Raw genomic sequence first — 23,898 nt, 5'->3', positions numbered from 1 at the left:
GGCGGTGTGTCAGGAGACCGATCGGGACTTCGCCGGCTCCTCCGGGACCGGCGTCTCCTGGGCCGGCGTCTCCAGGGCCAGCTTCTCCAGGCGGCGGTGTCCCCAGTCGGACAGCGGCGCCAGCGCCCGGGACAGCTCACGGCCGAACTCGGTCAGTGAGTACACGGTCTTCAGCGGGCGGCCCTCGTGCACCTCGCGGTGCACCAGCCCGTCGGCCTCCATCTCCCGGAGCGTCTGAGTCAGCACCTTCTCGGTGAGGCCCGGCAGCCGCCGGACCAGCTCGCCGGGACGACGCGGCGCGGATTCCAGGAGCCAGAGCAGGATCGTCTTCCACTTGCCGTCGATCACCGCGATCGCGGCGGTCACCCCGCAGACGTCCCGGTCCCGGGCACGGCTACGCGTCATCGTCCACCCCGTTCAGCACTCTCTCATCGTCATGGAGTCGAGACATGATCCAGCACACCGACCAGTCTGCCGTCACCGTGCTCGGCCTGGGCCCGATGGGCCGGGCCCTGGCCGGCGCCTTCCTGGACGCCGGCGTCCGGACCACGGTCTGGAACCGGACACCGGGCAGAGATCGCGAGCTGTCCGAGCGGGGCGCGGTAAGCGCCCCCACGCCGGAGGCGGCGGTCGCGGCGAGCGGGCTGACCGTGATCTGTGTGGTGAACTACGACGCGGCGGACGCCGTCCTCCGGCGCGACGCGGTCACCGGCGCGCTGCGGGGACGCACGCTCGTGAACCTGACCGCCGACACGCCCGGCCGGGCCAGGAGCACCGGGGCCTGGGCGGCCGAGCACGGCATCGGCTACCTCGACGGCGCGATCATGACGCCGACCACGACCATCGGCACCCCGGCCGCGGTGTTCCTCCACAGCGGCCCGGAGGAGCTCTACCGGCGGCACCGCCCGGTGCTGGACGCCCTCGGCGGCACGCACACCCATCTGGGCGAGGAGATCGGCCGCGCGGCGGCCTACGACATCGCGCTGCTCGACGTCTTCTGGACCGCGATGGCGGGCTACGCGCACGCGCTCGCGGTGGCTCGGGCCGAGGGGGTGACGGCTCGCGAGCTGGCGCCGTTCGCCAAGGGCATCGGCGCGATCCTGCCGCCCCTCTTCGAGCAGGCGGCGCGGGACGTGGACAGCGGCGCGTTCCCCGGCGAGGGCAACCCGATCACCTCGGCGGCCTCGTCCATGGCCCACATCGTCCACGTGTCCGAGGCGCACGGCATCGACGCGAGCGTGATGCGCGCGGCCGAGGGCTGGGCGCGCCGCGTGATCGGACAGGGCCACGGCGCCGACGGGTTCATCCGCATCACCGAGATCCTCGATCCCCGAGTCCACGTCTGACCCGCCGCCCCCGGCGAGCACCAGGCCTCTGGGGAACGAACCGCAATCGCGCCGTCCGAGCGATCACCGGGCGCTGGGGGGGAACCGCAATCGCGCCGCCCCCGGCGATCAACGGGCTCCTGGGAAGCTGAACGCAACAGCGCCGTCCGAGCGATCACCTCAATCGCGCGCAGCCCACGGCGATAACCGGGCGTCTGGCGGGGCGGAATCGCAGGCGCGAGGACGGGGCGCCTGCCCGCGCGGTGGCCGATCCCGCCGATCCCCGTGGTCACGGCGATCGGCGAGGACGTGCCGAGGGCGCCCGGCATGCCGGGCGCCCTCGGCGAACGTCGTGGCCTCAGTCGGTGCCGAGCTCCATCGCGGCCTGGTCGAGCAGCTCCTCCTCCGTGGGAGCCTCGCCGCGAGACGCGATCGCCTCGGCCCCGCCCTCGGCCATCGCGCCGATCAGGCCGGTCGAGGCCGCCTGCGCCGCGCCGATCAGGGCCGGCTGCTGGGTGCCGACCATGCCGAGCCTGGCGTACTGCTCCAGCTTCGCGCGAGAGTCGGCGATGTCGAGGTTGCGCATCGTCAGCTGCCCGATGCGGTCGACCGGGCCGAAGGCCGAGTCCTCGGTGCGCTCCATGGAGAGCTTGTCCGGGTGGTAGCTGAACGCCGGTCCGGATGTGTTCAGCACGGAGTAGTCCTCACCGCGCCGCAGCCGCAGGGTCACCTCGCCGGTCACCGCCATACCGACCCAGCGCTGCAGCGACTCGCGCAGCATCAGCGCCTGCGGGTCCAGCCAGCGGCCCTCGTAGAGCAGCCTGCCCAGCCGCCGCCCCTCGTTGTGGTAGGCCGCGAGGGTGTCCTCGTTGTGGATCGCGTTGACCAGCCGCTCGTAGGCCGCGTGCAGCAGCGCCATGCCCGGCGCCTCGTAGATGCCGCGGCTCTTGGCCTCGATGATCCGGTTCTCGATCTGGTCGGACATGCCCAGGCCGTGCCGGCCGCCGATGGCGTTGGCCTCCAGCACCAGATCGACGGCGGAGGGGAACTCCTTGCCGTTGATCGTCACCGGACGCCCCTGCTCGAAGCCGATCGTGACGTCCTCGGTCGCGATCTCGACGGCGGGGTCCCAGAAGCGCACGCCCATGATGGGATCGACGATCTCGATGCCCGTGTCGAGGTGCTCGAGGGACTTGGCCTCGTGCGTCGCACCCCAGATGTTCGCGTCGGTGGAGTAGGCCTTCTCCACACTGTCCCGGTAGGGCAGCCCGTGGGCGAGCAGCCACTCGGACATCTCCTTGCGCCCGCCGAGCTCGTTGACGAAGTCGGCGTCCAGCCACGGCTTGTAGATCCGCAGCGAGGGGTTGGCGAGCAGGCCGTACCGGTAGAACCGCTCGATGTCGTTGCCCTTGAAGGTGGAGCCGTCCCCCCAGATCTGCACGCCGTCCTCGAGCATCGCGCGCACCAGGAGAGTGCCGGTGACGGCCCGCCCGAGCGGCGTGGTGTTGAAGTACGTGCGGCCGCCGGACCTGATGTGGAACGCCCCGCAGGCCAGGGCGGCGAGCCCCTCCTCGACCAGGGCGGCCCGGCAGTCGACCAGCCGGGCGATCTCCGCGCCGTACGCGGTGGCACGCCCCGGCACCGAGACGATGTCAGGTTCGTCGTACTGGCCGACGTCTGCGGTGTAGGTGCACGGCACTGCACCCTTCTCCCGCATCCACGCGACCGCTACCGAAGTGTCGAGGCCACCGGAGAAGGCGATCCCGACACGCTCGCCGACAGGCAGAGAAGTGAGCACCTTGGACACGACTAGAATATATACACGGGAATGCATGATCATGCAATCCGGTGTGTAGGGGATGTCGCCGGCGACCCGGGTCCTGGGGTACGAGTGCCGGGGGCGCGTGCGCCGAAGGTGCCGGGGGTGCGGGTGCCCTGATGCGGGCCCCGGTCACCCGGCGACCCCGTAGACCTCCTCACTCACGAGTCTGGCCGCGCCGATCACGCCGGCCTGCGGGCCGAGTTCGCTCATCATGATCGGCAGGTTCCTGGTGGCGAGCGGCAGTGAGCGCCGGTAGATCGCCCCGCGGATCTCGGCGAGCAGGACGTGGCCCAGCAGCGTGAGCCCGCCGCCCAGCACGATGAGGCTCGGGTTGAAGAACGACACCAGGCCCGCCAGCACCTCGCCCACCCGCCGTCCGCCGTCGCGCACCATCTGGACGGACGCCGCGTCCCCGGCGCCGACCGCCTCGCCCACATCGGCGGCGGTCAGCGTCCCGGTGCGTTCGAGCAGTTCCCGCAGCAGGGGCGAGCGCCCCGACCGGGCCGCGGCGAGGGCGTCGCGAGCGAGCGCGTCGCCGCCGAAGGACGCCTCCAGGCATCCCGTGTTGCCGCACGCGCAGACGGCGTCCGAATCGGCGACCGGGATGTGGCCGATATCTCCCGCACACCCGTCCATACCGCGATAGAGCTCACCCTTGGCCACGATTCCGCAGCCGATGCCCGTGCCGACCTTGACGAACAGGAAGTTCTCCACGATGCCCGCCGCACCGGCGTGTTGTTCGCCCAGCGCCATTACATTCGCATCGTTGTCCAAAAAAACCGGACAATCGAACCGCCCGCCGAGCAGATCGCGGACCGGATAACCGTCCCACCCCGGCATGATCGGCGGCGACACCGGGATACCGCGGGAGAAGTCCACCGGGCCGGGCACGCCCACGCCGACTCCCAGCGGCCTGTCCACTCCCAGTTTCAGGAGCAGCCGGCGGCTCTGTTCCACGGCGAGTTCGAGCACCGGCTCAGGTCCCCGGCGCACGTCGCATTCGGTGCGTTCGAACGCGAGAACGCGCAGCCGGCCATCGGTGACCGCGGTGGAGACGGAGGTCGCGCCGATGGCGATGCCGACGAACCGGACGCGACCGGCGAGATCGATGACGGTCGAACGGCGGCCTCCGCGTGAGGCGGCCGGTCCGATTTCCTCGACGAGCCGGAGTGCCGCGAGCCGGCCGAGTTCGGTCCCGATCGTCGTTCGTGACACTTCGAAGTGTTCCGACAGCTGAATGCGAGATTGCGGACCGGCGTCCCGCAATCGCGTAAGGATTTTTGCCTGGAGCCGTGTTTCCGCTCGCCCTGGCACCGAAGTCTCCACATCCCAAGTTTCTCATCGGGTGACGCCTCATTCATCATCCGCGCGAAACTCCCGGCCCGGCCGGAAATCCGCCGTACTCACTCATCGGAAGAAGGATTGGGAAGAAGTCCGGCCGGATCCCGCGCACGTCCGGCGCGAAAAATCGCATTCGCGCATGTCGGCGGAACTCGGCGGGCCCGCGGGAGACACCGGGCGCCTTTCGGCAGGCGCCCGGCCGAAGTCAGCCGTCGGCCGACTCGGAGAGGGATCGCCATTCCCGCCAGGTGTCCAGCCGTCCGGCGTAGACCCGCTCGGCGATCGGCAGGCAGAAACCACCGAGGAACAGGCGCAGCGGGGGCCGTTCCGCGTCCACGAGCGCGAGGACCGCCTCCGCCGTGACCTCGGGGTCGATCGGGGTCCTGCCCGCCGCGCCGGCCCGGCGCGCCTCCCTGACGTCGTCGTACGCGGGGATCGGCTCGGTGTGGACGGCCGACGAACCGCTCCAGTCGGTGCCGTAGGGCCCGGGTTCGACGATGGTCACCCGGATCCCGTGCGAGGCGACCTCCTGGGCGAGTGACTCGCTGAACGCCTCCAGGCCCCATTTCGACGCGTGGTACAGCCCGAGCATGGGGAACGCCGCGACGCCCCCGATGCTCGACACCTGCAGGATGTGGCCCCGCCCGCGCTCCCGCATGCCGGGAAGCACCGCCTGGGTGACCCAGAGCGCGCCGAGCAGGTTCGTCTCCAGCTGCTGTCTCGCCTGGGCCTCGGTCACCTCCTCGACCGCGCCGAACAGGCCGTACCCCGCGTTGTTGACGGCGACGTCGATGCCGCCGAAGCGTTCGACCGCGCGGGCCACCGCGGCGAAGGCGGCCTCCCGGTGGGTGACGTCGAGCGACAGCGGGAGGACGGCGTCGCCGAACTCGTCGGCGAGGGGTTTCAGGGCGGAGACGTCCCGGGCCGTCGCGACCACGCGGTCACCGCGCCGCAGCGCCGCCCGCGTCCACACGTTCCCGAGGCCGCGGGATGATCCGGTCACGAACCAGGTGAGTGTGTGTTGGGTAGTCATGCGGACGACACTGCCCAGCACGCCGGCGAGTAGCCCGTGCCGTGGGGTGACCACCGTCCTCGCCGGGCTCGCCGCATTCACCGCCGGCTCACTGCGGGGCCTTCCTGTTGACGTAGGCGACCCGCCAGCCGTCCCGCGTGGCGAGCAACTCGGTGACCGACAGCGGCGCGAGATCGAAGAGGGCGGCGCCCAGCGGATCGAGCCCCAGGGCATGGCCGATGGCCGCCCGGATCGTGCCCGCGTCGCACACGGCGACGACCCCCGGCTCCGCGCGCACCAGGTCGAGCCAGCGGGCGACCCGCCCGGCGTGCGCGGTCAGGCTCTCACCGCCGTGCGGAACCACGTGCGGGTCGGTCAGCCAGCTCGCCAGGGCGTCCGGCTCCTCCCGCGCGACCCGCTCGTACGGCAGGCCGCGCCACCGCCCGACGTCCACCTCGGCGAGCGCGGGCGCAACCCGCGCCTCCAATCCGATGGCGGCGGCGGTCTGGCGCGCGGCGACGGCGGGCCCTGTCCATCCGGCCGAGCCCGCCGTCATCGGAGCCAGGGCGGCGGCGGCCCTCGCCAGGCTCGCCGGGTCGGCGTCCCGATCGGGCAGGGGGAATCGGGCCGCCCGCGTCTCCGGCGTGGTGGCGTGCCGGACGAGCAGCACCGTGCCCGGCTCAGATCGGCGTGGCGGCGGCCGGGACGGCCCGCGCACGACGCGCCGCCCGGTCGCTCACCCACCCGAACAGCACGCCGAAGGCCGCCCAGAAGACCAGCTGCGTCCCCAGCGACGCGAGCCTGAACTGCCACAGCAAGGTGGCGGGGAAGCCCTCGGGCACCTCGTCGACGGTGGGCAGCAGAGTCCAGGCGGCCACGACCGGGACCAGGAACGCCGCCACCGCCGCGGTCCACCGTGCCCAGGGTCCCGCGGTGACCCTGCGCGCGGTCGCAACCGCGATCACCGCCGAAGCGAGCCCGACGAGGACCATCACCACGTAGAGCACGGTGCGGCTGTTGATCGTCTCCGAGTCTCCGACGGCCGGCGGGTTGGCCGGATATTTCACGAATGGCACCAGAATCATCGCCACGAACGCCGTCCCGGCCGCGGCCAGTGCCAGCCCGCCCTCCGACCGAGGGCCGACCCGTCCGCGCAGTCCCGCGTACGCGAGGGCGAAGATCCCTCCCACGGCGAGCCCGTACAGGCCGGTGGCGAGGAACAACCCGGCCTTCTGCACCGGTCTGCCGACCATCTCCTCCTCGCCGTGGTCGTGACCGTGCGCGTCGTGCGCGTCGTGGGCCTCCTCCAGCGCGATCGCGCTCTCGATCCGCGGCTCGCCGAAGGCGAAGGCGAAACCGCCCGCGACGAAGCCGGCCAGCAGGCCCAGAAGCAGGCCCCTGACCACCAGGGTGCGTACCACGCCCCGCGCCTAGTGACAGGGCACGCCGAGCAGATGACGCCCGTCGTGCATGAGCTCGTGCAGATAGGCGCCGGTCTGCGAGATCGCCCCGTTGTCCATCAGGACCAGGTAGGCGATCAGCAGCAGCACCGGCACGGCAAGCAGCCAGAGCCTCAGCCGAGGGATCGGGATGACAGAAGGAGTGGACATTCCACTCATACAGGCCTCCTCAGGGATGACGCGTCCCACCATGCGAGGTCACGAAGGCCCAAGCGACCTGGCTCCCGGGATCTGCGTCCCGGATACAGTGGCGCGTCCGCACCGGCATCTCACCGGATTTCCCTTGGACGATCGTGAAATCTACCGGAACGTATCCCTTCCTCCCGTTCGCGTCAACCCTTCACCGATTTGCCCGCCGACCGCCTCAACGGACGCCGGGACCACCACCGTCCCTGACGTCGGCGAGGTCGGCGAGCCCGGAGATGGTCAGGACGGGGGTCAGCAGGGGGTTGGCGATGAGGGTGATGCGGTCGGCGTGGGCGAACAGGACGCTCAGTCCCGCGCTGTCGAGGTATTCGACGGAGCTCAGGTCGAGGACGACGGGGCCCGGCGTGCGGTCGAGGGCGGCGGCCAGGGTGTCGGTGTTGCTCATGTCGATCTCACCGGCGACGGTCAGCAGGGCGGCGCCGTCAGGGCCATGGCCGGGGGTGAGGGTGAGCGGCGTGGTCATCAGGCGATCCTCATCTGCATGTCGACGGTGGTGCCGGACGGGCCCGGGGTGATGGTGACCTGCTGCATCATGGCGCGCATGAGGGCGACGCCGCGGCCGCGGTGGGTGTTCACCTCGGGTTGCGGAGCCTTCCAGCGGCCGGTGTCGGCGACGGTGAGGCGCAGGTTGTCGACGGACGCCTCGGCCCGGAGGCGGACGATGTCGCCGGGAGTGTGGCGATGGCCGTGCTCGATGGCGTTGGCGCACGCCTCACCGGCGGCGACCAGGACGTTCTGCACGATCTGGGCCGGCAGGTCGCACTGGCCGAGCCAGCTCCGCAGCGCCTTGCGAACGGGCGCGAGCTGCGACGACTCCGCGGGGAACGTCATCTCCAGCGGGGCCGGGTGCCGGTAGAGCAGCAGAGCGACGTCGTCGTCGTAGCCGTCGGCGGGCGCCAGGCGGATCATCACCTGCGTGGCGAGGTCGTCGACCGCGACGTTCCTGCCGTCCTGGACGGCCTGACTGGCCTGGTCGATGCCCGAATACAGCGGACGGCGGCGACGCTCGACCAGGCCGTCCGTGTAGAGCATGAGCGTGGCACGCGCGGGGATGACCGTCTCGCTCTCGGGACGCGTCGCGCCCGGCCGGACGGCCAGGGGAACGGACCGTCCGCCGTCGAGCAGGCCGGTGCTGCCGTCGGGATGGGCGAGGATGCCCGGAGGGTGTCCCGCGCTGGAGTACGACAGGTGCCCCGTCTCCGGGTCGAGTACCCCGCAGAAGACCGTGGTGCACCGGGCCCCGGGGACACCGGCGGCGAACTGGTCGAGTGCCATGAGCACGCGGGCCGGGCTGTCGTCCTGCAGGAGCAGCGCGCGGCAGGCGCTGCGCAGCTGTCCCATGACGGCGGCGGCCTCCACCCCGCGTCCGACGCAGTCGCCGACGACGATGCCGATGCGTCCGCCCGGCAGGGCGATCGTGTCGTACCAGTCGCCGCCGACCTCCAGGGGCCGGGTGGCGGGCTCGTAGCGTACGGCGAACCCGTCGGGCAGCTGGGCGGGGCCGAGGATGGCGCGCTGCAGCGCGATCGCGGTCTCGCGTTGCTGGTCGATCTGGTGGGCGCGGACCAGTCCCTGGGCCAGCCGCCCGGCCAGCAGCGACAGCAGCAGCTGGTCCTCGGCGGTGAACGACCGGTCGCCCAGGTCGACCCACAGCGCCATCGGGCCGTCGGGGTGCTCCAGGAGGACGCCGACCCCGTCGCGCTCGGCGACCGGGGTGAGCAGCGGCCGCTGCGGCATGCCGGCGAGCGTCCGGCGGCGTCCGGCGGGCAGCCCCTGCCAGTCCACGGAGGGGTCCGTCGTGGTCAGGGCCGGCTCTTCGTCGCCCGGGCCGAAGACGGCGGCCAGCACGGACTTCGCGCGCCACAGATTCCGCAGTTCCTCCAGCGCGCCGCTCAGCGCGTCGGACAGGCTCCCCGCCTGGGACAGGCTGGTGCTCAGGGAGGCGAGGGCGCTCTCGCGCTGGATGGCGTAGTGCTCCGCCGTGACGTCGCGAAGGGTGCCGACGACGACACGGCGTCCGGTGTCGGGGTCCTGCGCCTGGTTGAAGGTGACACTGACCCACAGCCGGTGCCCGTCGCTGTGGGTGACGGGGATGGTGTAGCTGCCCTGCCCGGGGCCGAGGAGGCCGCTGAACGCGTCGGCGACCTGCTGGTGGGCCTCGGGATCGCCGGCGGCGTCCGGCCACCAGGGGTGGATCGGCGTGTAGGGCAGGTTCTCGGGGCCGTAGCCGAGGATGTCGGTGAACGCCTTGTTGATCTCGACGACGGCGCCGTCCTCGTCGCAGACGAAGAACCCCTCCTGCAACGAGTTCACCAGTGCCGTACGCCAGCGCGCCTGGTGCTGGCGCAGCCGCGCCATGTCCATGGTGGCCCGCAGCCGCGCGAGCAGCTCCGCGGCGGCGAAGGGCTTGACCAGGTAGTCGTCGGCCCCGGCCTGGAGTCCCTCGATGGACGCCTCCTGGCCCGCCCGCGCCGACAGCAGCACGACGGGCACGGTCGCGGTGCGTGGATCGGCCCGCAGCGCCGCGACCAGGGACAGGCCGTCCAGGCGGGGCATCATCACGTCGCTGACCACCAGGTCGGGGGCGTCCGCGTGGATGGCGTCCAGGGCCTCCATCCCGTCGCCCGCGGTGCTGACCAGGTAGCCGGCGCCCTCGAGGAGACGGACGAGGTAGCCGCGCATGTCGGCGTTGTCGTCGGCGACCAGCACACGCGCCTGGGCCGCGGTGTCCCCCGAGCGGGCCGCGAGGCCCTCGTGGGACACCATCTCCATGGCGGTCCCGGCGGGCTCGCCCCGGTCGTCCGCGGGCAGCCAGCGCAGGGCCTCTTCGACGTAGGGGTCGGCGACGGTGCCGGTGGCGCCGGCGCCGGCCGTCGTGATCGCGTCCTCGGGCAGGTGCGCCGCGCCGTACGGCAGGCGGATGGTGAACCGGGTGCCCTCGCCCTCGGTGCTGTCCGCGGTGATCGTGCCGCCGTGCAGGCCGATCAGCTCCTGCACCAGGGCCAGCCCGATGCCGCTGCCCTCGTTGGACCGCGAGCGGGCGTTCTCGATGCGGTGGAACCGCTCGAACAGTCGCGGCAGCTCCGCCGCGGGGATGCCGATGCCCGTGTCGGTGATGGTCACCACCGCGTGGGCGCCCTCCCCGCGCACCTCGACGCCGATCGAGCCCTCGAAGGTGAACTTCAACGCGTTGCTGAGCAGGTTGAGCACCACCTTCTCCCACATGCCGCGGTCGATGTAGACCGGCTCGCCCAGCGGAGAGCACTCGACCCGGAACTCCAGCCCCGCCTTGTCGATCGCGGAGCGGAACAGGCTGGCCAGTTCGGCGGTGACCGTGGCCAGGTCGACCGGTTCGTAGCTGGCCTGCATCCGGCCGGCTTCGATGCGGGAGAAGTCCAGCAGGGTGTTGACCAGCTTGCCCAGCCGCAGCCCGTTGCGGCGGATGACCTCCAGCTCCTCGCGCACCTGCGCGTCGGCGTCCTGGAGACGGCCCCGCAGCTCCTCCACCGGCCCCATGATCAGCGTCAGCGGGGTGCGGAACTCGTGACTGATGTTGGAGAAGAAGACCGTCTTCGCCCGGTCGAGCTCGGCCAGTTCCTCCGCCCGCCGCTGCTGGGCCTGGTAGCTGCGCGCGCTCGCGACGCCCGCCGCGACGTGCCCCGCGGCCAGCTCGATGAACCCGCGGTACGCGTCGTCCATGCGGCGGTAGCGGTTGAGCGCGGTCACGAGGAACCCGTACGGCGCGCTGCCCTGCTGGAGCAGCGGCACCACCAGCGCCTGTACGGGCGGCTCCGGCCAGTCTCCGGACGGGAGACCGGCGTACGCGGCGCCGTCGAGCGGGACGAGCACCGGCTCTCCCCGGGCCAGCCTCGTCGAGGGCCATATCGCGTCCGGATCGTCGGCCGGCAGGGTGAGGGGGGCGGCCGGATGCCCGGCGGCGATCCCGGTGACCCCCGCCAGCCGCGCGCCGCCGCCCTCCTGGTACAGGTAGGTCAGGGTGAACGGCAGGTCATGCAGGTTGCGGCCGAGCTGCCGGCAGGCGAAGGCCAGCATCTCCTGCTCGGTGCGGACCACGCTGGGATCCGAGCCGAGGTCCCGCAGGGTCGCCATGCGCCGCTCGCCGATGACCCGCTCGGTCTCCTCGCTGACGACGCACAGCATGCCGACCACCGCGCCGGAGTCGTCCCGCAGGGGACTGTAGGAGAACGTGTGGTACGTCTCCTCCGGGTAGCCGGCCCTTTCGAGGAACAGCAGGAGCGCCTCGTCCCAGGTCGCCTTCCCCGTGGCCAGCACGTTCTCGATCCGCGGGCCGATGTCGCCCCAGATCTCCGCCCAGACCTCGCTGGCGGGCCGGCCCAGCGCCCACGGGTATTTCCGGCCCAGGGTGTCGCGGCGGTAGGCGGCGTTGCAGAAGAAGGTCAGGTCCGGCCCCCACGCCATCCACATGGAGAACCGGGTCGACAGCAGGATGCTCACCGCCGTCTGCAGGCTCTGCGGCCACTCGTCCGGCGGCCCCAGGGGCGTCGCCGCCCAGTCCACCGCCGCCAGGTCCCGGCCGATCTCGTCGTCGACGGCGAACACCCCGGCCCCGGCCGCTGCCCGCGGCTGCTGCTCAGCGTCCTCGCAGCGCGTCACTCGACACCCCTCCGTTCACGCCGAGCCCAGCTCACCCGCGCCGGACTCCCGTACCGTGCCGTTGCCACGCGGCGGGCCCGCCGATGTCCGGGGGAAGTCGGTGACAGTGCGCAGCAGGATACCTCTGCCGAAGGAACAGGGATGAACCACCATAGAAAGCACATTGGGGAGTCGCATCCCGGTACGAGACGCACGCTTGCCGCCGGCCTGAGCGGGCGGGTCCTCCACGGCCGCCGCCGAAGCGGGAGACCGTGACCGTTCCTCTACAGTCGCAGCCGTGACCGTCGCGCGTTCTCTCCTGCTGTTCGTCGTCGCCGCGCTCGCCGAGATCGGCGGTGCCTGGCTCGTCTGGCAAGGAGTGAGACAGCAGCGCGGGCTGCTGTGGGTCGGGGCGGGGATCGTCGCCCTGGGCCTTTACGGATTGGTGGCGACCTTCCAGCCGGACGCCCACTTCGGCCGGATCCTCGCCGCCTACGGAGGGGTGTTCGTCGCGGGCTCGCTGGTCTGGGGCATGGTGGTGGACGGCTTCCGCCCCGACCGCTGGGATCTGATCGGGGCGGCCGTCTGCCTGCTGGGTGTCCTGGTCATCATGTACGCGCCGCGCGGCTGAGTCGTGTCCCGGCGGCGGTCCCCTCCACCCACGACCGGTAGGCGTCGAGCACGAGACCGTGGAAGTGGTGCACGCCGTGCTCGGACAGCCCCGAGCCGGCCGGGTCGTAGACGATGCGGCCCTGATCGAAGGCCGGGGTGTTCATGCCGCGCTGGACGCTCTCCACGATCGTGATGTCCTGCTGCTGCAGCACCTCGTCGATGTACCGCACCGCCTCCACCTCGGCGTCCATGAGCTCGGGCGTCTCGAAGTAGAAGTCCCAGGTCTCCAGGGTCCGGTCGGGGCCGGCCGGAATCACCTGCAGGACCATGAAGTTGCCGCGGCCGGGGTAGCGCAGCAGACAGGTGTTGGGCCACAGCCACCAGACCGCGTGCTCCGTGACCGACGCGCCCGCGACGTCGTACGCGGCGTTCTCCTGCTTGCCGGCCTCGGCGAAGTGGCTCGACCAGATGCCGTGCGTCTTCACCTCGTAGGTGTCCATGTCGACGAGGTCGACGAACTCCTTGTGGGCGACGTGGCAGTGGTAGCACTCCAGGAAGTTGTCGATGACGTTCTTCCAGTTGGACGCGATGTCGTAGGTCAACCGCTTCGCGAGGGTCAGCTCGGCCACGTCGGGGGCCCACCTGGCGATCTCGGCCGCCAGGTCCCCGGCCTGTTCGGCCAGGGGCGCGGCGCCCGGGTCCAGGTTCACGTAGACGAAGCCGCCGAACTCCTCCACCAGGACCTGGTCGAGACAGATCTCGCTCTTGTCGAAGTCCGGCATCCTGTCGGCGCGGCGGGCCGCCTTCAGCTGCCCGTCCAGGCCGTAGGTCCACGCGTGGTACGGACAGACGATGGTGCGCGTGGTGCCCGAGCCCGTGAGCAGCTCGTGGGCGCGGTGCTTGCAGACGTTGTAGAAGGCGCGCAGCGCTCCGTCACGATCGCGCACGACCGCGATCGGCATGCCGGCCACGGTGGCCGACACGTAGCTGCCGGGTGACCGGACCTTCTCCACGTGGCAGACCCACTGCCACGTGCGGGCGAAGATCGCGCGGACGTCGGCCTCGAGCCACCGCGGGTCCGTGTACGCCTCCGACCGCAGCGAGAACGACCGTCCGGGGTCAGGGTGGAAACCGGCGCCGACGCGGCGTACGTCGGCCATCGTGACTGGTGCCATGGTGGGAGCATACGAGCGCCTGAACGATCGTTCAATATGCTTCTGAACGTTCGTTCAGAACCGTCGTGGTCGCGGACGGTCAGTCGGCGAGCGCTATCTCCTCACAGCGACGGACGCTCCTGCCGATCGAGTCGCGGTCGAGCCCCAGCAGGGCCGTGAGCCAAAGGCCGTTCTGGATGACGTCGACGTCGGCGGCCCGCTCGGCGCACTCGCCGGGCGACAGCCCGGGGCGGGCCGCCTGGATGAGGGCGGCGAGCCCGGCGCGGTAGCGCTTCTGGGCCGCCGTGTTGATCCGCTCGAAGTCCTCGTGGGCCTGGGCGAGCGCCCAGAGCTGGAGGCGCAGGGACAGGTATTCCGTCGTCAGGAACTCCGGGTCGGCCACCCGCTTCAGCGCGGCCCGCAGCCGCTCTTCCGGCTCCAGGGTGAGGTCCGGCTCGACCAGCGCGATGTCCTGCTCCTCGATGCGGTGCAGGGCCGCCCGGATCAGGCTCGTCTTGTCCTCGTAGTGGTAGTTCACCAGCCCCAGCGAGACCCCGGCCTCACGTGCGACGGCACGCATGCTGACTCCGGATATGCCCTGCAGGGACAGCAGCCGGAGCGCCGCCTCGAGGATCCGCGCCTGCCGGTCGACTTTCTCCTCTGCGTCCACCGCGCGCACCGGCCTCGGGCTCACGTCCACAACCTTAGTAGCGGCAGGAAGGTCCCACCGACGAAGCGCTCCAGGGCCTGGTCGTCAGGGGGAGGCCGGCGGCCCTGCCGTCCTCAGCACCAGCCGCCGCCGAGTAGCGAAGCGCTGAGGTTCAGATCGTACGACTCCCCGCCGTCCGGCCCGGGAACCGTGATCGAGAAGTAGACCTCCTGCCCGGATTGTCTTCGTTCACCTGTCAGAGGCTTTAAGTGGCCGGCCGTTACCGATCGCCTCGACGGGTACGCCGCGATCCGTGAGTGCGCCGGGGGAGTTCGGTACCGCACCGGGTCGTGAGCCGGGCCGGGGAGATGGAGGGGCGTGGTGTTGGGTCTGCCCTTGCACCCACTGTTCGCTCATGCCGTCGTGGCGTTCGTTCCGCTGGCCGCGCTCGGCACGATCCTGATGGCCCTGTGGCCCGCGGCGGCGCGCCGGTTGTGGCCGGCAGTGCTGTTCGTCGCCACGATCGGGCTGATAGCCGTTCCTCTGACGGTCAGCAGCGGCGAGACGCTGGAGGAACAGGTCGGAGAGAGCGAGCTCGTCGAAGCGCATGCCGGGCTGGGTGAGCTGGTGCTGCCGTTCGTCATCGTCCTGTGGCTGGCCGTCGTCGCCACGTGTGCCCGGACCTACGTCACCGGGCGGAACGGCCGGGCGCCGGGCAAACCGTCGAGTCCCAGGCCATGGTGGCGGATCGCGGCAGCAGTGGCCTTGACCGTCCTGGCTCTGGTCGGCGGGGTGGGAAGCACTGTCGCGGTTGTGGCAGCGGGCCACAGCGGAGCGAAAGCCGTCTGGACGAAGTGAGGACACAGATCATCGGTCGCGCCTTCGGGCGTCTGGCATGCGAACAGCGTTGACGTCCCACACCCCCGGCGGTCAGGGGGCGAGGGAGAAGTAGTTCTCCTCCTCCTGCACGAAGTGCAGCCGCAGCACCGAGTGCAGCCCGTACAGGCAGGCGCGTAGATCCTCCAGTTGCTCGGGCCGCAACTGGCCGGCGGTGTCGGCGACTTTCACGTGCGTGGCGATCCGGCGGGCCAGGCGATCGATCTCGCTGTGGGCCCGGCTCATGGTCGCGGTCGCCTCTACTCCGCCGAGGGGATCGGCCAGCGCCGGGTAGAGCTCATGCTCTTCGGCGTACTCATGCGGCAGCAGCCGTTCGGTCAGCAACCGGTCGACCTCCCGCACCGCGCCCAGCACCCGTGGCCCGTGCTCGGTCGCCAGCAGGCCCGCGGCGTCACGCACGGCGTCCAGCACGTCGGCGAGATCGTCATGCTCGGCGGCGAATCGGCGGATCAGGTCCTCGGTGGCCGGCTCCAGCACCGGCCGGGCGCCTCGCCGGGGCAGCACGGCACGCAGCGCGTTGACGATCACCACCACATCGATCCCCTCCTGCAGCAGCGCCCCGGCCGCGGGCGGCAGCCAGCCCAGCAGCGCGGCCGCCATGGCCACCAGCGACATGGCCATGCCGCCCGCGGCCGACTGTACGGCGATCCGCCGGGTGCGCACCGCGATCTCCATGGCGTCGGCGAGCCGGTCCACCCGGTCGGTGACCAGCACCACGTCCGCGGCCTCGGAGGAGGCGGTGGACCCGCGCGCTCCCATCGCCACCCCGACGTCGGCCGCCGACAACGCCGGGGCGTCGTTGATGCCGTCGCCGACCATGACCGTCACCGCCCGTGGGGTTTCCGCTCTGACCGCGGCGACCTTGTCGGCGGGCAACTGCTCGGCCCGTACCTCGTCCAGCCCGACCACCGCGGCCACCTCACGGGCGGGCTCGGCGCGGTCGCCGGTCAGCATCAGCAGGCGGTCGATGCCCGCCGAGCGCAGCCGTCGCAGCGTACGGGGAGCATCGTGACGCAACGGGTCCAGCAGCAAGATCGCGCCGGACAGCACTCCGTCGACGGTGAGCCAGGCGACGGCGGCGCCGTCCAAGGCGGCCCGGTTGTCGGCGGCGCGAGCCCAGCCGGGACGGGCCTCGACGGGTATCACCGTCTTACCGACGCTCACGCGCTGTCCGCCCACCGTGCCGGTCACGCCGCGGCCGGGCTCCTCGGTCACCTCCCGGGGGGCCGACAGCGCCAAGCCGCGGGCTCGCGCTTCCGCGACGATCGCCTCAGCCAGCACGTGAGCGGACATCTGGTCGAGTGACGCCGCCAGCCGCAGCACCTGCGACGGTGTCAGGCCCGGAGCGGCGGCCACCTGCAGAACCCGGGGACGGCCCGTGGTCAGCGTGCCTGTCTTGTCGAGCAGCAGAGTGCGGGCTCGCCCCAGCCGTTCCAGCGCGCCACCGTCCCGGACGATGACGCCCTGGCGCGCCGCCCGCGACAGCCCCGACACGATCGCGACCGGAGCGGCCAGCAGCAGCGGGCACGGAGTCGCCACCACCAGGACCGCCACCGCCCGCACGGCAGAGCCGCTGATCAACCACGCCGCCCCGGCGACCCCCAGGGACAGCGGCAGGAACCAGGCGGCGTACCGCTCGGCCAGCCGCACCACCGGCGCCCGCTGCGCACCCGCCTGCTCGGCCAGCCGGACGATCTGCGCGTAGGTGCTGTCCTCGGCGGTAGCCGTCGCCTCGACGTCGACCGCACCGCCGGCGTTCACCACCCCACTGCGGACCGCCTCGCCGATACCGCGTTCGACGAGGGCCGACTCCCCGGTCAGCGCGGCCTCGTCCAGCATCGCCGGTCCGGTCAGCACCCGGCCGTCCACGGGCACCACCTCGCCCGGGCCGACCACCACCACGTCCCCCGCCCGCACCTCCGCCAGGGCGACGACGACCACGTCGCCGCCGCTGCGGCGGCGGGCGGAGCGCGGCGCACGCTCCAACAGCGCGCGCAGGTCACGCGACGCCCGGCGCTCCGCCGCCGCGTCCAGCGCCCGACCGGTGGCCAGCATCACCGCGATCAAGGCTCCGGCCAGGTACTCCCCGACCGCCAGGGTCCCGGCCAGCGCCAGCGCCGCGATCAGGTCGACACCCGCCCGTCGCTTCCGCAGGGCGGCGAACACCCACACCACCGAAGGCACGACGGCCACCGCGGTCCCCGCCGTCCAGAACCCGTCCGCGACCCCCGAAGCCCCGGCCATCCAGGCCACACCGCCGCCGACCAGCGCACCACCGGTCACCGCCAGGAACACCCGCTCGAGCACCCGATCATCCACGGCACTGAGGAAACGCCACATGGAGGGCCTCCAGACGTCAGGGGCGACGATGGTTCTCCCCTCCATCCGAACGTCCAGCCCCTTTCGGCCGATAGAGCCCAACGGCCCGCACATCTCCGTCCATCGGCGGCAGCGAGCCGCGGGTGCGGCAGGCCGAGGGAGAACGCGGCGCGAAGACGGCCAGGCCGAGGGACACCGCCAGTGCCGGGTTCGTGGTCACGCTTGCCATGCCGGCCAGCGACGTCAAGCCGAGGACCGGTGCGAGGACCAGCACGGCGAGGGTCGCCGGCAGTCGCGCCAGGACGGCGAACGCCTGCGGAGTGTAGGCCGAGATGTCCCGAAAAATGTCTAGAGAAATTGTTTCCATCCTCAAGTGAGCGGTATGTCGGCAAAGGACCGATCAAGCGACAACGCAAGGAGAAGCACGTGATCACTCACGAGCAGATCCCCATGGTGCTCGACCACCCGGTCTACGACCTCAACGGCGACAAGATCGGCGAGGTCAAGCACGTCTTCCTCGACGACGCCACCGGGCAGCCGGAATGGCTGTGCGTCAAGAGCGGCCTGTTCAACATGAAGGAGACCTTCGTCCCGCTGCGCGACGCGGACCTGGTGGCCGACCACGTCGAAGTCCCCTACGACAAGGACCGCATCAAGGACGCCCCCGACGTCGACCTCGACGCCGACGGGCACCTGCCGCCCGAGCAGGAGCGGCGCCTGTACCGCTACTACGACATCGACTGGGACTCCTCCTGGAAGCGCGCCAACCAGCCGGGTGAGACCGGCTGGGCCGACACCGGCGGACGCCGGGAGCGCGAGCGCCTGGGCATCGGCGACGACGCGATGACCCGCTCGGAGGAGCAGCTGCAGGTCGGCACCGAACGGCACCGGACCGGCCAGGCCCGGCTGCGCAAGTACGTGGTCACCGAGCACGAGCAGGTCGACGTACCCGTGACCCGGGAGAAGGTACGGATCGAGCGTGAGCCGATTACCGACGCCAACCGGGACGAGGCACTGAGCGGCCCGGACATCACCGGCTCCGAGCACGAGATGACACTGCACGAGGAGCGCCCCGTGGTCGACAAGCGGGCCGTGCCGGTCGAGCGGGTCCGCATGACCAAGGACCAGGTGACCGACCAGGAACGAGTCGGCGGCGAGGTCCGCAAGGAGCGCATCGACGTCGAGGGCGACGCCGACGAGACCGGCCGCGCCTACGGATCCGGCGACGGCTACGGCTCCACCCGCTGAGCTCGTCCCCCTTTCCGCTCCTCAACCGGCTCCGTTGCCCCGGTGCAGCTCCAGCGCCGCCGGGGCAACGGCGTGCCCGGCCACACGGCAGGGGGAACAGCGGGGGAAGAGCCGGACCGCGAAGCTCGTGGACGGCGGCGACGCCGGCACGCGCCGCCAACGCTGATCGCGGGGGCGGTCCGGCCGCCTGTGTCAGGAGGCGGCGCGGGCGGGCCGTATCGCAGCGGCCGGCGGCTCCTGGTCGTGGTCTTCGCCGCGGTCGATGTGATCGGCGTGGAACAGGCCTTCGGCCAGCAGGCGGCGCACGTGCTCGTCCGCGGCGCTGTAGTAGACCGTCCCCATCGTGATCGCTCTGGCCCGCCGCGCCCGCCGCCTGGCGACGCGCCGCCGGCGAGCTCGCCGAACGCCGGCCCTGATTTTTCTTGGCGGGCACACGCCGCGCACACCGCTGCTCAGTGGTGGTAGGCGTGGACTACGGCGTGTCCCTTGCCCTTGCCGATGATCCACTTGTTGATCGGCGTGGTGACCAGGAAGGCGACGAGCAGGGCAAGCGCCAGAGTGCCCCAGAACAGCGCGGACGTCAGGGTAGCGGTCATGGCGCCCGGGACGGCGAGCATGACGCCGTTGTCCACGATCTCCATCACGATGATGGAGACGGTATCGGCCGCCAGCGCCAGTTTGATCGCGCTGCCCCAGCCCACTCCAGCCCTGCGGAGGGGGAGCAGGGTCAGCAGGTAGCCGAAGAAGAAGGCGAGCACGACGGCCAAGGCGACGGACAGGCCGGTGGTCCAGCCGAGCGCGGTGGAAATCACCAAGCCCAGCACTTCGCCGATGGCGCACCCGGTCAGGCAGTGCAGCGTCGCGGACGCAGCCGTCCGCCAGGACGCTCTCGTTCCGGCCGCGCCGTGATGCGGATGGGCTGCGTGATCCGTGGTCGGCGGGTGCTCGCCGGACTCGCGCTCCATCTGGTCGTGGTGGTGCCGCTCGGTCATCACAACTCCAACCCGTGTGGGTAGCCTCGCTGGCCCCCGAGGGTAATACCCCTAGGGGGTATTGGCAAGACCGCAAGCGGGGCCCGGGCGAAGCGGCGGCCGTGAGTCGCCGCCGCCGACCGGGCGAGGCCGGGCCTGCCGATTCATCGCGGCGATCCACCGCCACTCGAAGTCGTACATCATTGTTCGGGTTATTGGGCTACGCTAAGCCGTACACGCATGTTCGACTTATCCGGTGCGCTCGGGTTCGTCGTGCAGCCTTCACGTCCCCTTCCGGAGGTCGCTCGTGAGCCATCCCGTCTCTGCTCGCCATCCGCATGACGTGCAGGCCCATCCCGAGACCCCACCCGACCGGCGCCGCTGGGCGGCCCTCGCGTTGGTTTGCCTGGCCCAGTTCATGTTGATCCTCGACGTCACCGTCGTGAACGTCGCGCTGCCCAGCATGACCGCCGGCCTTCACTTGGACCGCGAAACGCTCACGTGGGTGGTCACCGCCTACACCCTCTGCTTCGGAGGGCTGATGCTGCTGGGCGGCCGGCTCGCGGACGCGCTCGGCGCGCGACGGACCCTGCTGGCCGGTCTCGCCGTCTTCACCCTCGCGTCGCTTGGGACGGGCCTGGCCGCGAGTGGACCAGTGCTGATCGCAGGTCGTGTTGCACAAGGAGTCGGAGCGGCCCTGCTCTCCCCGGCGGCGTTGTCCATCGTCACGACCGCCTTCCACGGAGCTGAGCGCAACAAAGCGCTGGGCGTCTGGGCCGCTCTGGGCGGCATCGGATCGGCGGCGGGAGTCATCCTGGGCGGCGCGATAACGGCCGGCCCCGGCTGGGAATGGGTGTTCTTCATCAACGTCCCTGTCGGCGTCGTGGTGCTGATCGCCCTGCCGTTCACCGTTCCGGCCCCGGCACGCCACGCTCGGCGGGGGCGGATCGATCTGCTCGGGGCGTTGCTGGTCACCGGGGCGACCGCCTCCCTCATCTACGGACTGGTCGAAGCGGGCGACGCCGGCTGGGGTGGGACCACGACGCTCGTGGCGCTGATCGCCGCCCTGGCGCTGTACGCCGGGTTCGCGATCGTGGAAAGGCGGGTTCGCGCGCCGCTCATGGACGTGCGCATGCTCTCCCGGCGTCCCGTCCTCGCGGGCGCATTCCTCATGCTGGTCGCCAGCGCGTTGCTGATCGGCTTCTTCTTCCTCGGTTCCGTCTACCTGCAGCACGCCCGGGGATACAGCGCCCTCGGCACCGGTCTCATGTTCCTGCCCGTCGCGGTGGCCACCGGCATCGGTGCGCATGTCGGCAGTCGTCTCATCGGGCGCACCGGCAGCCGTCCGATCGCCGCCGCGGGGTTGGCGCTCGCCGCCGCCGGCGCCTGGCTGCTCACCGGCCTGTCCGCCGAGGCCGGCGTCTGGGCGGTCCTGGTCCCGGGCTTCGCCGTGGCCGCGGCCGGCCTCGGCGCGGTGTTCGTCGCAGCCACCACCTCCGCGCTCGGCTACATCTCCCACCAGGAAGCCGGGCTTGCGTCCGGCGTGGTCAACACCTTCCACGAGGTCGGCGGGTCGGTCGGCGTCGCCGTCGTCTCCACCGTCGCAGCCACGGGCATCGAGACCGGCACGATCACCGGCTTCGGCACCGCCTTCATCGTGAGCGCCGTCAGTGCCGCTCTCGGCGTCCTCGTCACCCTGGTCCTGGTCCCACGCGGCAGACCACACCACGTCGCAGGGCCGCACGCGCACTGAGGACCTAGGCTGCATCCATGGTCACGGCACGCGACACCCGTACGGCGGACGGGCGGCGGGACGAGGACGACTCGCCCCGCCGGGCCGACGCCGAGCGCAACATCGCCACCATCCTCGCCACCGCCCTGGATCTGTTCGGCAGGAACGACAACGTCAGCATGGCCGACGTCGCCCGCGCCGCCGGGCTGGGCCGGGTCACCGTCTACGCGCACTTCCCCTCCCGGGCGGACCTGATCGACGCGCTGGTCGTGCACGCGATCAGTAAGGCGGAGCAGGCGACGGACGACTGCCTGGCCCGCTCCCACGGCTCGGCGGACCGGGCGTTGGCGGACCTGATCGATTCGACCTGGCAGGTACTGAACCACTACCGGCGGCTGCGCACCCACGCGATGGCCACGTTGGGAGCCGAGCGGCTCAACCGGCACCACGACCCGGTACGCCACCGCGTCGAACACCTCGTCGCCCGGGGACAGGAGGAGGGCGTCTTCCGCAAGGACCTGCCGCTCGACTGGATGGTTACCAGCCTGTTCAGCCTGATCCACACGGCGGCCGACGAAGTAGAGGCGGGCAAGGTCACGCAGGATGCCGCTCCCCGTCTGCTGACTTCGACGCTGCTCGCCATGCTTCGGCCGCAATTCCCCGCACAGTGAAATCGACATGTCTGCCGTAGACGCTCAGCAAGCAAGTGGCGGCATCATGACGCCCAGGGTCGCCAGTACGGCGGGGACGCCGACCGCAGAGGCGACGGCGAGCTTCCGCAGCGCACCGATCAGGGAAGCCCTTCCGTGATGGTGTGCCGCGTGGTCGTCGGCGGCCAGTTCCAGCAGGCCGGGCGCGCGCAGCAGCAGGGGGCCCGCGAGGTGCCCGAGCAGGAACACGCATCCGGCCAAGGCGATGAGTGCGGCGACCACTCCCGGTTCTCACCTTCTCGCGCCTGGGATCCGAGGAACGGGTGGGCGATGAGGGACCCGTCGCCCACCCGCCGGGAGTCCTACTTCAGGAGCTTCTTCATGGTGCTGATCTCCGCGGACTGACCGGGGATGATGGAGTCGGCCATCTGCTTGGCAGGTTCGTGGACACCGGCTCCCTGCTCCTCCTTGGCCATGGTGATGGCACCCTCATGGTGCTGGATCATCATCGTCAGGAACGCCTTGTCGAATTCGGCGCCCTTGAGGCCTTCGAGCTTCCTCATGTCCTCGGCGGACATCATGCCGGGCATGCCGTGGTCCATATGGTCCATCGGCATGCCGTCCTCGCCGGGAGCCTGAACGCCCCAGCTCTCGAGCCAGCCGGTCATCGTCCGGATCTCGGGATCCTGGGCGGCTTCGATCTGCTTGGCCAGCTCCTTGACCTTGCTGCTACCAGCCCGATCCTCCGCCAGCTTCGCCATTTCAAGGGCCTGATGGTGGTGCGGGATCATCATCTGCGCGAACCGGATGTCCCGGTCGTTGTGGTCCGCGGCCGGGCTGGTGGCAGGAGCCGGCGATTCGGCAGGCATCGCGGACATCGACGACGTGGCGGACATGTCGCGGCCCGCGGTGTCCGTGGAGCCGCAGGCACTGACCAGCAGACCGGCCGAGAGCAGGGCGGCGGGAATGGCAAGACGCTTCATGGATGAACACTCCCCGTGTATAGGTGAAGACAGGTCGCTGCGACTCGACGGCGAGGCGAACCGTCGAGTGCGCCCTCTACACCCGGATCACACAGAGTTGCGTGAGAGTCGGACCTCTGGGACGGGCGGTCGGCCCGCGGGGGAGGGACGACTGCAGGAACAGCCGGATCGGCGGGGCGCCGAAACGGCCTGCACCCACTGAGACGAGGAGAAGTAGCAGGACCGACCCGGCCAGGGCGAGACAGACCTGGCCACCGGCGTGACCCTGGTGGGAAGAGCCGGGTTCGCCGCCGCGCCGGTCGTGGGGTCCGGCCATCGGCATCGCCGCGTCATCGATTTGAGCGGGATGCAGGGCCAGGACGGCGGACAATACCGCCCGGTGGTCCTCCCGGCCATGGCGAGGGAGGGCGCCGGTCATATAGGGCGAGGACGGCCTACAGCCCTCGCCCGGCTCTGTCCAGAAGAGGAAGACTAACCCCTTGGGGGTATGCTACGGTCTCACGACATACCCCCCTGGGGTAGGCTTTAGCGAAGGAGGATGGACATGTGCACTGCATGTGCGTGCGGTACGGAGTCGGCTCAGGTCGAGGCGACCGCTGAGGCGGGTGCGGCGGACGGCAAGGTCTATTCGGTGAGCGGGATGACCTGCGGCCACTGCGTCTCGTCCGTGTCCGGGGAGATCGGCAAGGTCGGCGGCGTCACCGGGGTGGCCGTCGACCTGCCGACCGGCGCGGTCACCGTCAACGGCGAGGGATTCACCGACGAGGAGATCCGCGTCGCGGTGGAGAAGGCCGGCTACGAGTTGGCGAGCCGGTCCTAGCGGATCGAGGCCCGGAGAAGGCCGCGGCCTGCACCCCCGCGCGAAATACCCAACGGGGGTAGGGCGTTGGGCGGGGTCAGCA

23 protein-coding genes are annotated in these 23,898 nt (G+C 71.2%); 7 read left to right on the top strand and 16 right to left on the bottom strand.

Translation table 11 applies throughout. The annotated features are described in order from the left end of the window. Positions 1-9: 9 nt before the first annotated feature. The gene (locus AAH991_RS02235) at positions 10-405 is read right to left on the bottom strand and encodes a winged helix-turn-helix transcriptional regulator (RefSeq protein ID WP_346223782.1); all 396 of its coding nucleotides are present in this window, start codon (positions 403-405) and stop codon (positions 10-12) included. Between the two features lie 44 nt (positions 406-449). Here AAH991_RS02235 and AAH991_RS02230 point away from each other — a divergent pair, with 44 nt between their 5' ends. Further along, on the top strand, positions 450-1,346 hold the full coding sequence (locus AAH991_RS02230; protein ID WP_346223781.1) for an NAD(P)-dependent oxidoreductase: 897 nt from the start codon (positions 450-452) through the stop codon (positions 1,344-1,346). Positions 1,347-1,683: 337 nt separating this feature from the next. Here AAH991_RS02230 and argG read toward each other — a convergent pair whose 3' ends face one another. From argG to AAH991_RS02190, 8 genes are all read right to left on the bottom strand, one after another. After that, complete coding sequence (gene argG / locus AAH991_RS02225) at positions 1,684-3,132, bottom strand: argininosuccinate synthase (protein WP_346223780.1); 1,449 nt, start codon at positions 3,130-3,132, stop codon at positions 1,684-1,686. A gap of 144 nt (positions 3,133-3,276) precedes the next feature. Continuing rightward, positions 3,277-4,362 (bottom strand): ROK family protein, encoded by a 1,086-nt coding sequence (locus AAH991_RS02220; RefSeq protein WP_346223779.1) that lies wholly within the window; start codon positions 4,360-4,362, stop codon positions 3,277-3,279. A gap of 331 nt (positions 4,363-4,693) precedes the next feature. Beyond that, a complete protein-coding gene (locus AAH991_RS02215) occupies positions 4,694-5,521 on the bottom strand; it encodes an SDR family NAD(P)-dependent oxidoreductase (RefSeq protein ID WP_346223778.1) in 828 nt (275 codons plus the stop codon). Positions 5,522-5,609: 88 nt separating this feature from the next. Then, positions 5,610-6,170, bottom strand: a complete 561-nt coding sequence (locus AAH991_RS02210; RefSeq protein ID WP_346223777.1) for a histidine phosphatase family protein — start codon at positions 6,168-6,170, stop codon at positions 5,610-5,612. Positions 6,171-6,180: 10 nt separating this feature from the next. Further along, positions 6,181-6,921, bottom strand: coding sequence for a CbtA family protein (locus AAH991_RS02205; protein WP_346223776.1), 741 nt, complete (start codon positions 6,919-6,921; stop codon positions 6,181-6,183). 9 nt (positions 6,922-6,930) lie between these two features. Beyond that, positions 6,931-7,119 (bottom strand): CbtB domain-containing protein, encoded by a 189-nt coding sequence (locus AAH991_RS02200; RefSeq protein ID WP_346223775.1) that lies wholly within the window; start codon positions 7,117-7,119, stop codon positions 6,931-6,933. A gap of 205 nt (positions 7,120-7,324) precedes the next feature. Continuing rightward, positions 7,325-7,630, bottom strand: a complete 306-nt coding sequence (locus AAH991_RS02195) for an STAS domain-containing protein (RefSeq protein WP_346223774.1) — start codon at positions 7,628-7,630, stop codon at positions 7,325-7,327. After that, the gene (locus tag AAH991_RS02190; RefSeq protein WP_346223773.1) at positions 7,630-11,802 is read right to left on the bottom strand and encodes a SpoIIE family protein phosphatase; all 4,173 of its coding nucleotides are present in this window, start codon (positions 11,800-11,802) and stop codon (positions 7,630-7,632) included. The genes AAH991_RS02195 and AAH991_RS02190 overlap by 1 nt, the downstream gene beginning before the upstream one ends. Before the next feature lie 277 nt (positions 11,803-12,079). Here AAH991_RS02190 and AAH991_RS02185 point away from each other — a divergent pair, with 277 nt between their 5' ends. Further along, entirely contained in the window at positions 12,080-12,412 is a 333-nt protein-coding gene (locus tag AAH991_RS02185) for a YnfA family protein (protein ID WP_346223772.1), read from the top strand. Here the strand turns inward: AAH991_RS02185 and AAH991_RS02180 are convergent. Both AAH991_RS02180 and AAH991_RS02175 read right to left on the bottom strand, forming a co-directional pair. After that, the gene (locus AAH991_RS02180; RefSeq protein ID WP_346223771.1) at positions 12,390-13,568 is read right to left on the bottom strand and encodes an aromatic ring-hydroxylating oxygenase subunit alpha; all 1,179 of its coding nucleotides are present in this window, start codon (positions 13,566-13,568) and stop codon (positions 12,390-12,392) included. The genes AAH991_RS02185 and AAH991_RS02180 overlap by 23 nt on opposite strands. Before the next feature lie 79 nt (positions 13,569-13,647). Further along, entirely contained in the window at positions 13,648-14,241 is a 594-nt protein-coding gene (locus AAH991_RS02175; protein WP_346223770.1) for a TetR/AcrR family transcriptional regulator, read from the bottom strand. Positions 14,242-14,619: 378 nt separating this feature from the next. On the opposite strand from AAH991_RS02175, the gene AAH991_RS02170 reads away from it, so the two are divergent. Further along, the gene (locus tag AAH991_RS02170) at positions 14,620-15,054 is read left to right on the top strand and encodes a hypothetical protein (protein ID WP_346223769.1); all 435 of its coding nucleotides are present in this window, start codon (positions 14,620-14,622) and stop codon (positions 15,052-15,054) included. Positions 15,055-15,126: 72 nt separating this feature from the next. Here the strand turns inward: AAH991_RS02170 and AAH991_RS02165 are convergent, their stop codons facing one another. After that, complete coding sequence (locus AAH991_RS02165; RefSeq protein ID WP_346223768.1) at positions 15,127-17,412, bottom strand: heavy metal translocating P-type ATPase; 2,286 nt, start codon at positions 17,410-17,412, stop codon at positions 15,127-15,129. Positions 17,413-17,838: 426 nt separating this feature from the next. Here AAH991_RS02165 and AAH991_RS02160 point away from each other — a divergent pair, with 426 nt between their 5' ends. Beyond that, positions 17,839-18,660 carry a DUF2382 domain-containing protein gene (locus AAH991_RS02160; protein WP_346223767.1) on the top strand — a complete coding sequence of 274 codons (822 nt, stop codon included), beginning with the start codon at positions 17,839-17,841 and terminating at the stop codon, positions 18,658-18,660. Positions 18,661-18,852: 192 nt separating this feature from the next. Here the strand turns inward: AAH991_RS02160 and AAH991_RS02155 are convergent, their stop codons facing one another. Beyond that, positions 18,853-19,002 carry a hypothetical protein gene (locus AAH991_RS02155; protein ID WP_346223766.1) on the bottom strand — a complete coding sequence of 50 codons (150 nt, stop codon included), beginning with the start codon at positions 19,000-19,002 and terminating at the stop codon, positions 18,853-18,855. A 110-nt stretch (positions 19,003-19,112) separates the two neighbouring features. Continuing rightward, positions 19,113-19,652: a DUF4396 domain-containing protein gene (locus AAH991_RS02150; protein WP_346223764.1), complete on the bottom strand. Its 540-nt coding sequence runs from the start codon at positions 19,650-19,652 to the stop codon at positions 19,113-19,115. Positions 19,653-19,938: 286 nt separating this feature from the next. Here AAH991_RS02150 and AAH991_RS02145 point away from each other — a divergent pair, with 286 nt between their 5' ends. Both AAH991_RS02145 and AAH991_RS02140 read left to right on the top strand, forming a co-directional pair. After that, positions 19,939-21,384 (top strand): MFS transporter, encoded by a 1,446-nt coding sequence (locus AAH991_RS02145; protein WP_346223763.1) that lies wholly within the window; start codon positions 19,939-19,941, stop codon positions 21,382-21,384. A 17-nt stretch (positions 21,385-21,401) separates the two neighbouring features. Beyond that, positions 21,402-22,034: a TetR/AcrR family transcriptional regulator gene (locus AAH991_RS02140; RefSeq protein ID WP_346223762.1), complete on the top strand. Its 633-nt coding sequence runs from the start codon at positions 21,402-21,404 to the stop codon at positions 22,032-22,034. A 24-nt stretch (positions 22,035-22,058) separates the two neighbouring features. Here AAH991_RS02140 and AAH991_RS02135 read toward each other — a convergent pair whose 3' ends face one another. Both AAH991_RS02135 and AAH991_RS02130 read right to left on the bottom strand, forming a co-directional pair. Then, positions 22,059-22,295, bottom strand: a complete 237-nt coding sequence (locus AAH991_RS02135) for a hypothetical protein (protein ID WP_346223761.1) — start codon at positions 22,293-22,295, stop codon at positions 22,059-22,061. 80 nt (positions 22,296-22,375) lie between these two features. Further along, positions 22,376-22,996, bottom strand: a complete 621-nt coding sequence (locus tag AAH991_RS02130) for a DUF305 domain-containing protein (RefSeq protein WP_346223760.1) — start codon at positions 22,994-22,996, stop codon at positions 22,376-22,378. A 544-nt stretch (positions 22,997-23,540) separates the two neighbouring features. Between AAH991_RS02130 and AAH991_RS02125 the strand changes: the two genes are divergently transcribed. After that, the gene (locus AAH991_RS02125) at positions 23,541-23,816 is read left to right on the top strand and encodes a heavy-metal-associated domain-containing protein (protein WP_346223759.1); all 276 of its coding nucleotides are present in this window, start codon (positions 23,541-23,543) and stop codon (positions 23,814-23,816) included. The last annotated feature ends 82 nt before the right edge of the window (positions 23,817-23,898 follow it).

Source organism: Microbispora sp. ZYX-F-249 (assembly GCF_039649665.1).
In the GTDB taxonomy this organism is placed as follows: Bacteria; Actinomycetota; Actinomycetes; order Streptosporangiales; family Streptosporangiaceae; genus Microbispora; species Microbispora maris.
This window is presented reverse-complemented; position numbering and strand designations above follow the sequence as displayed.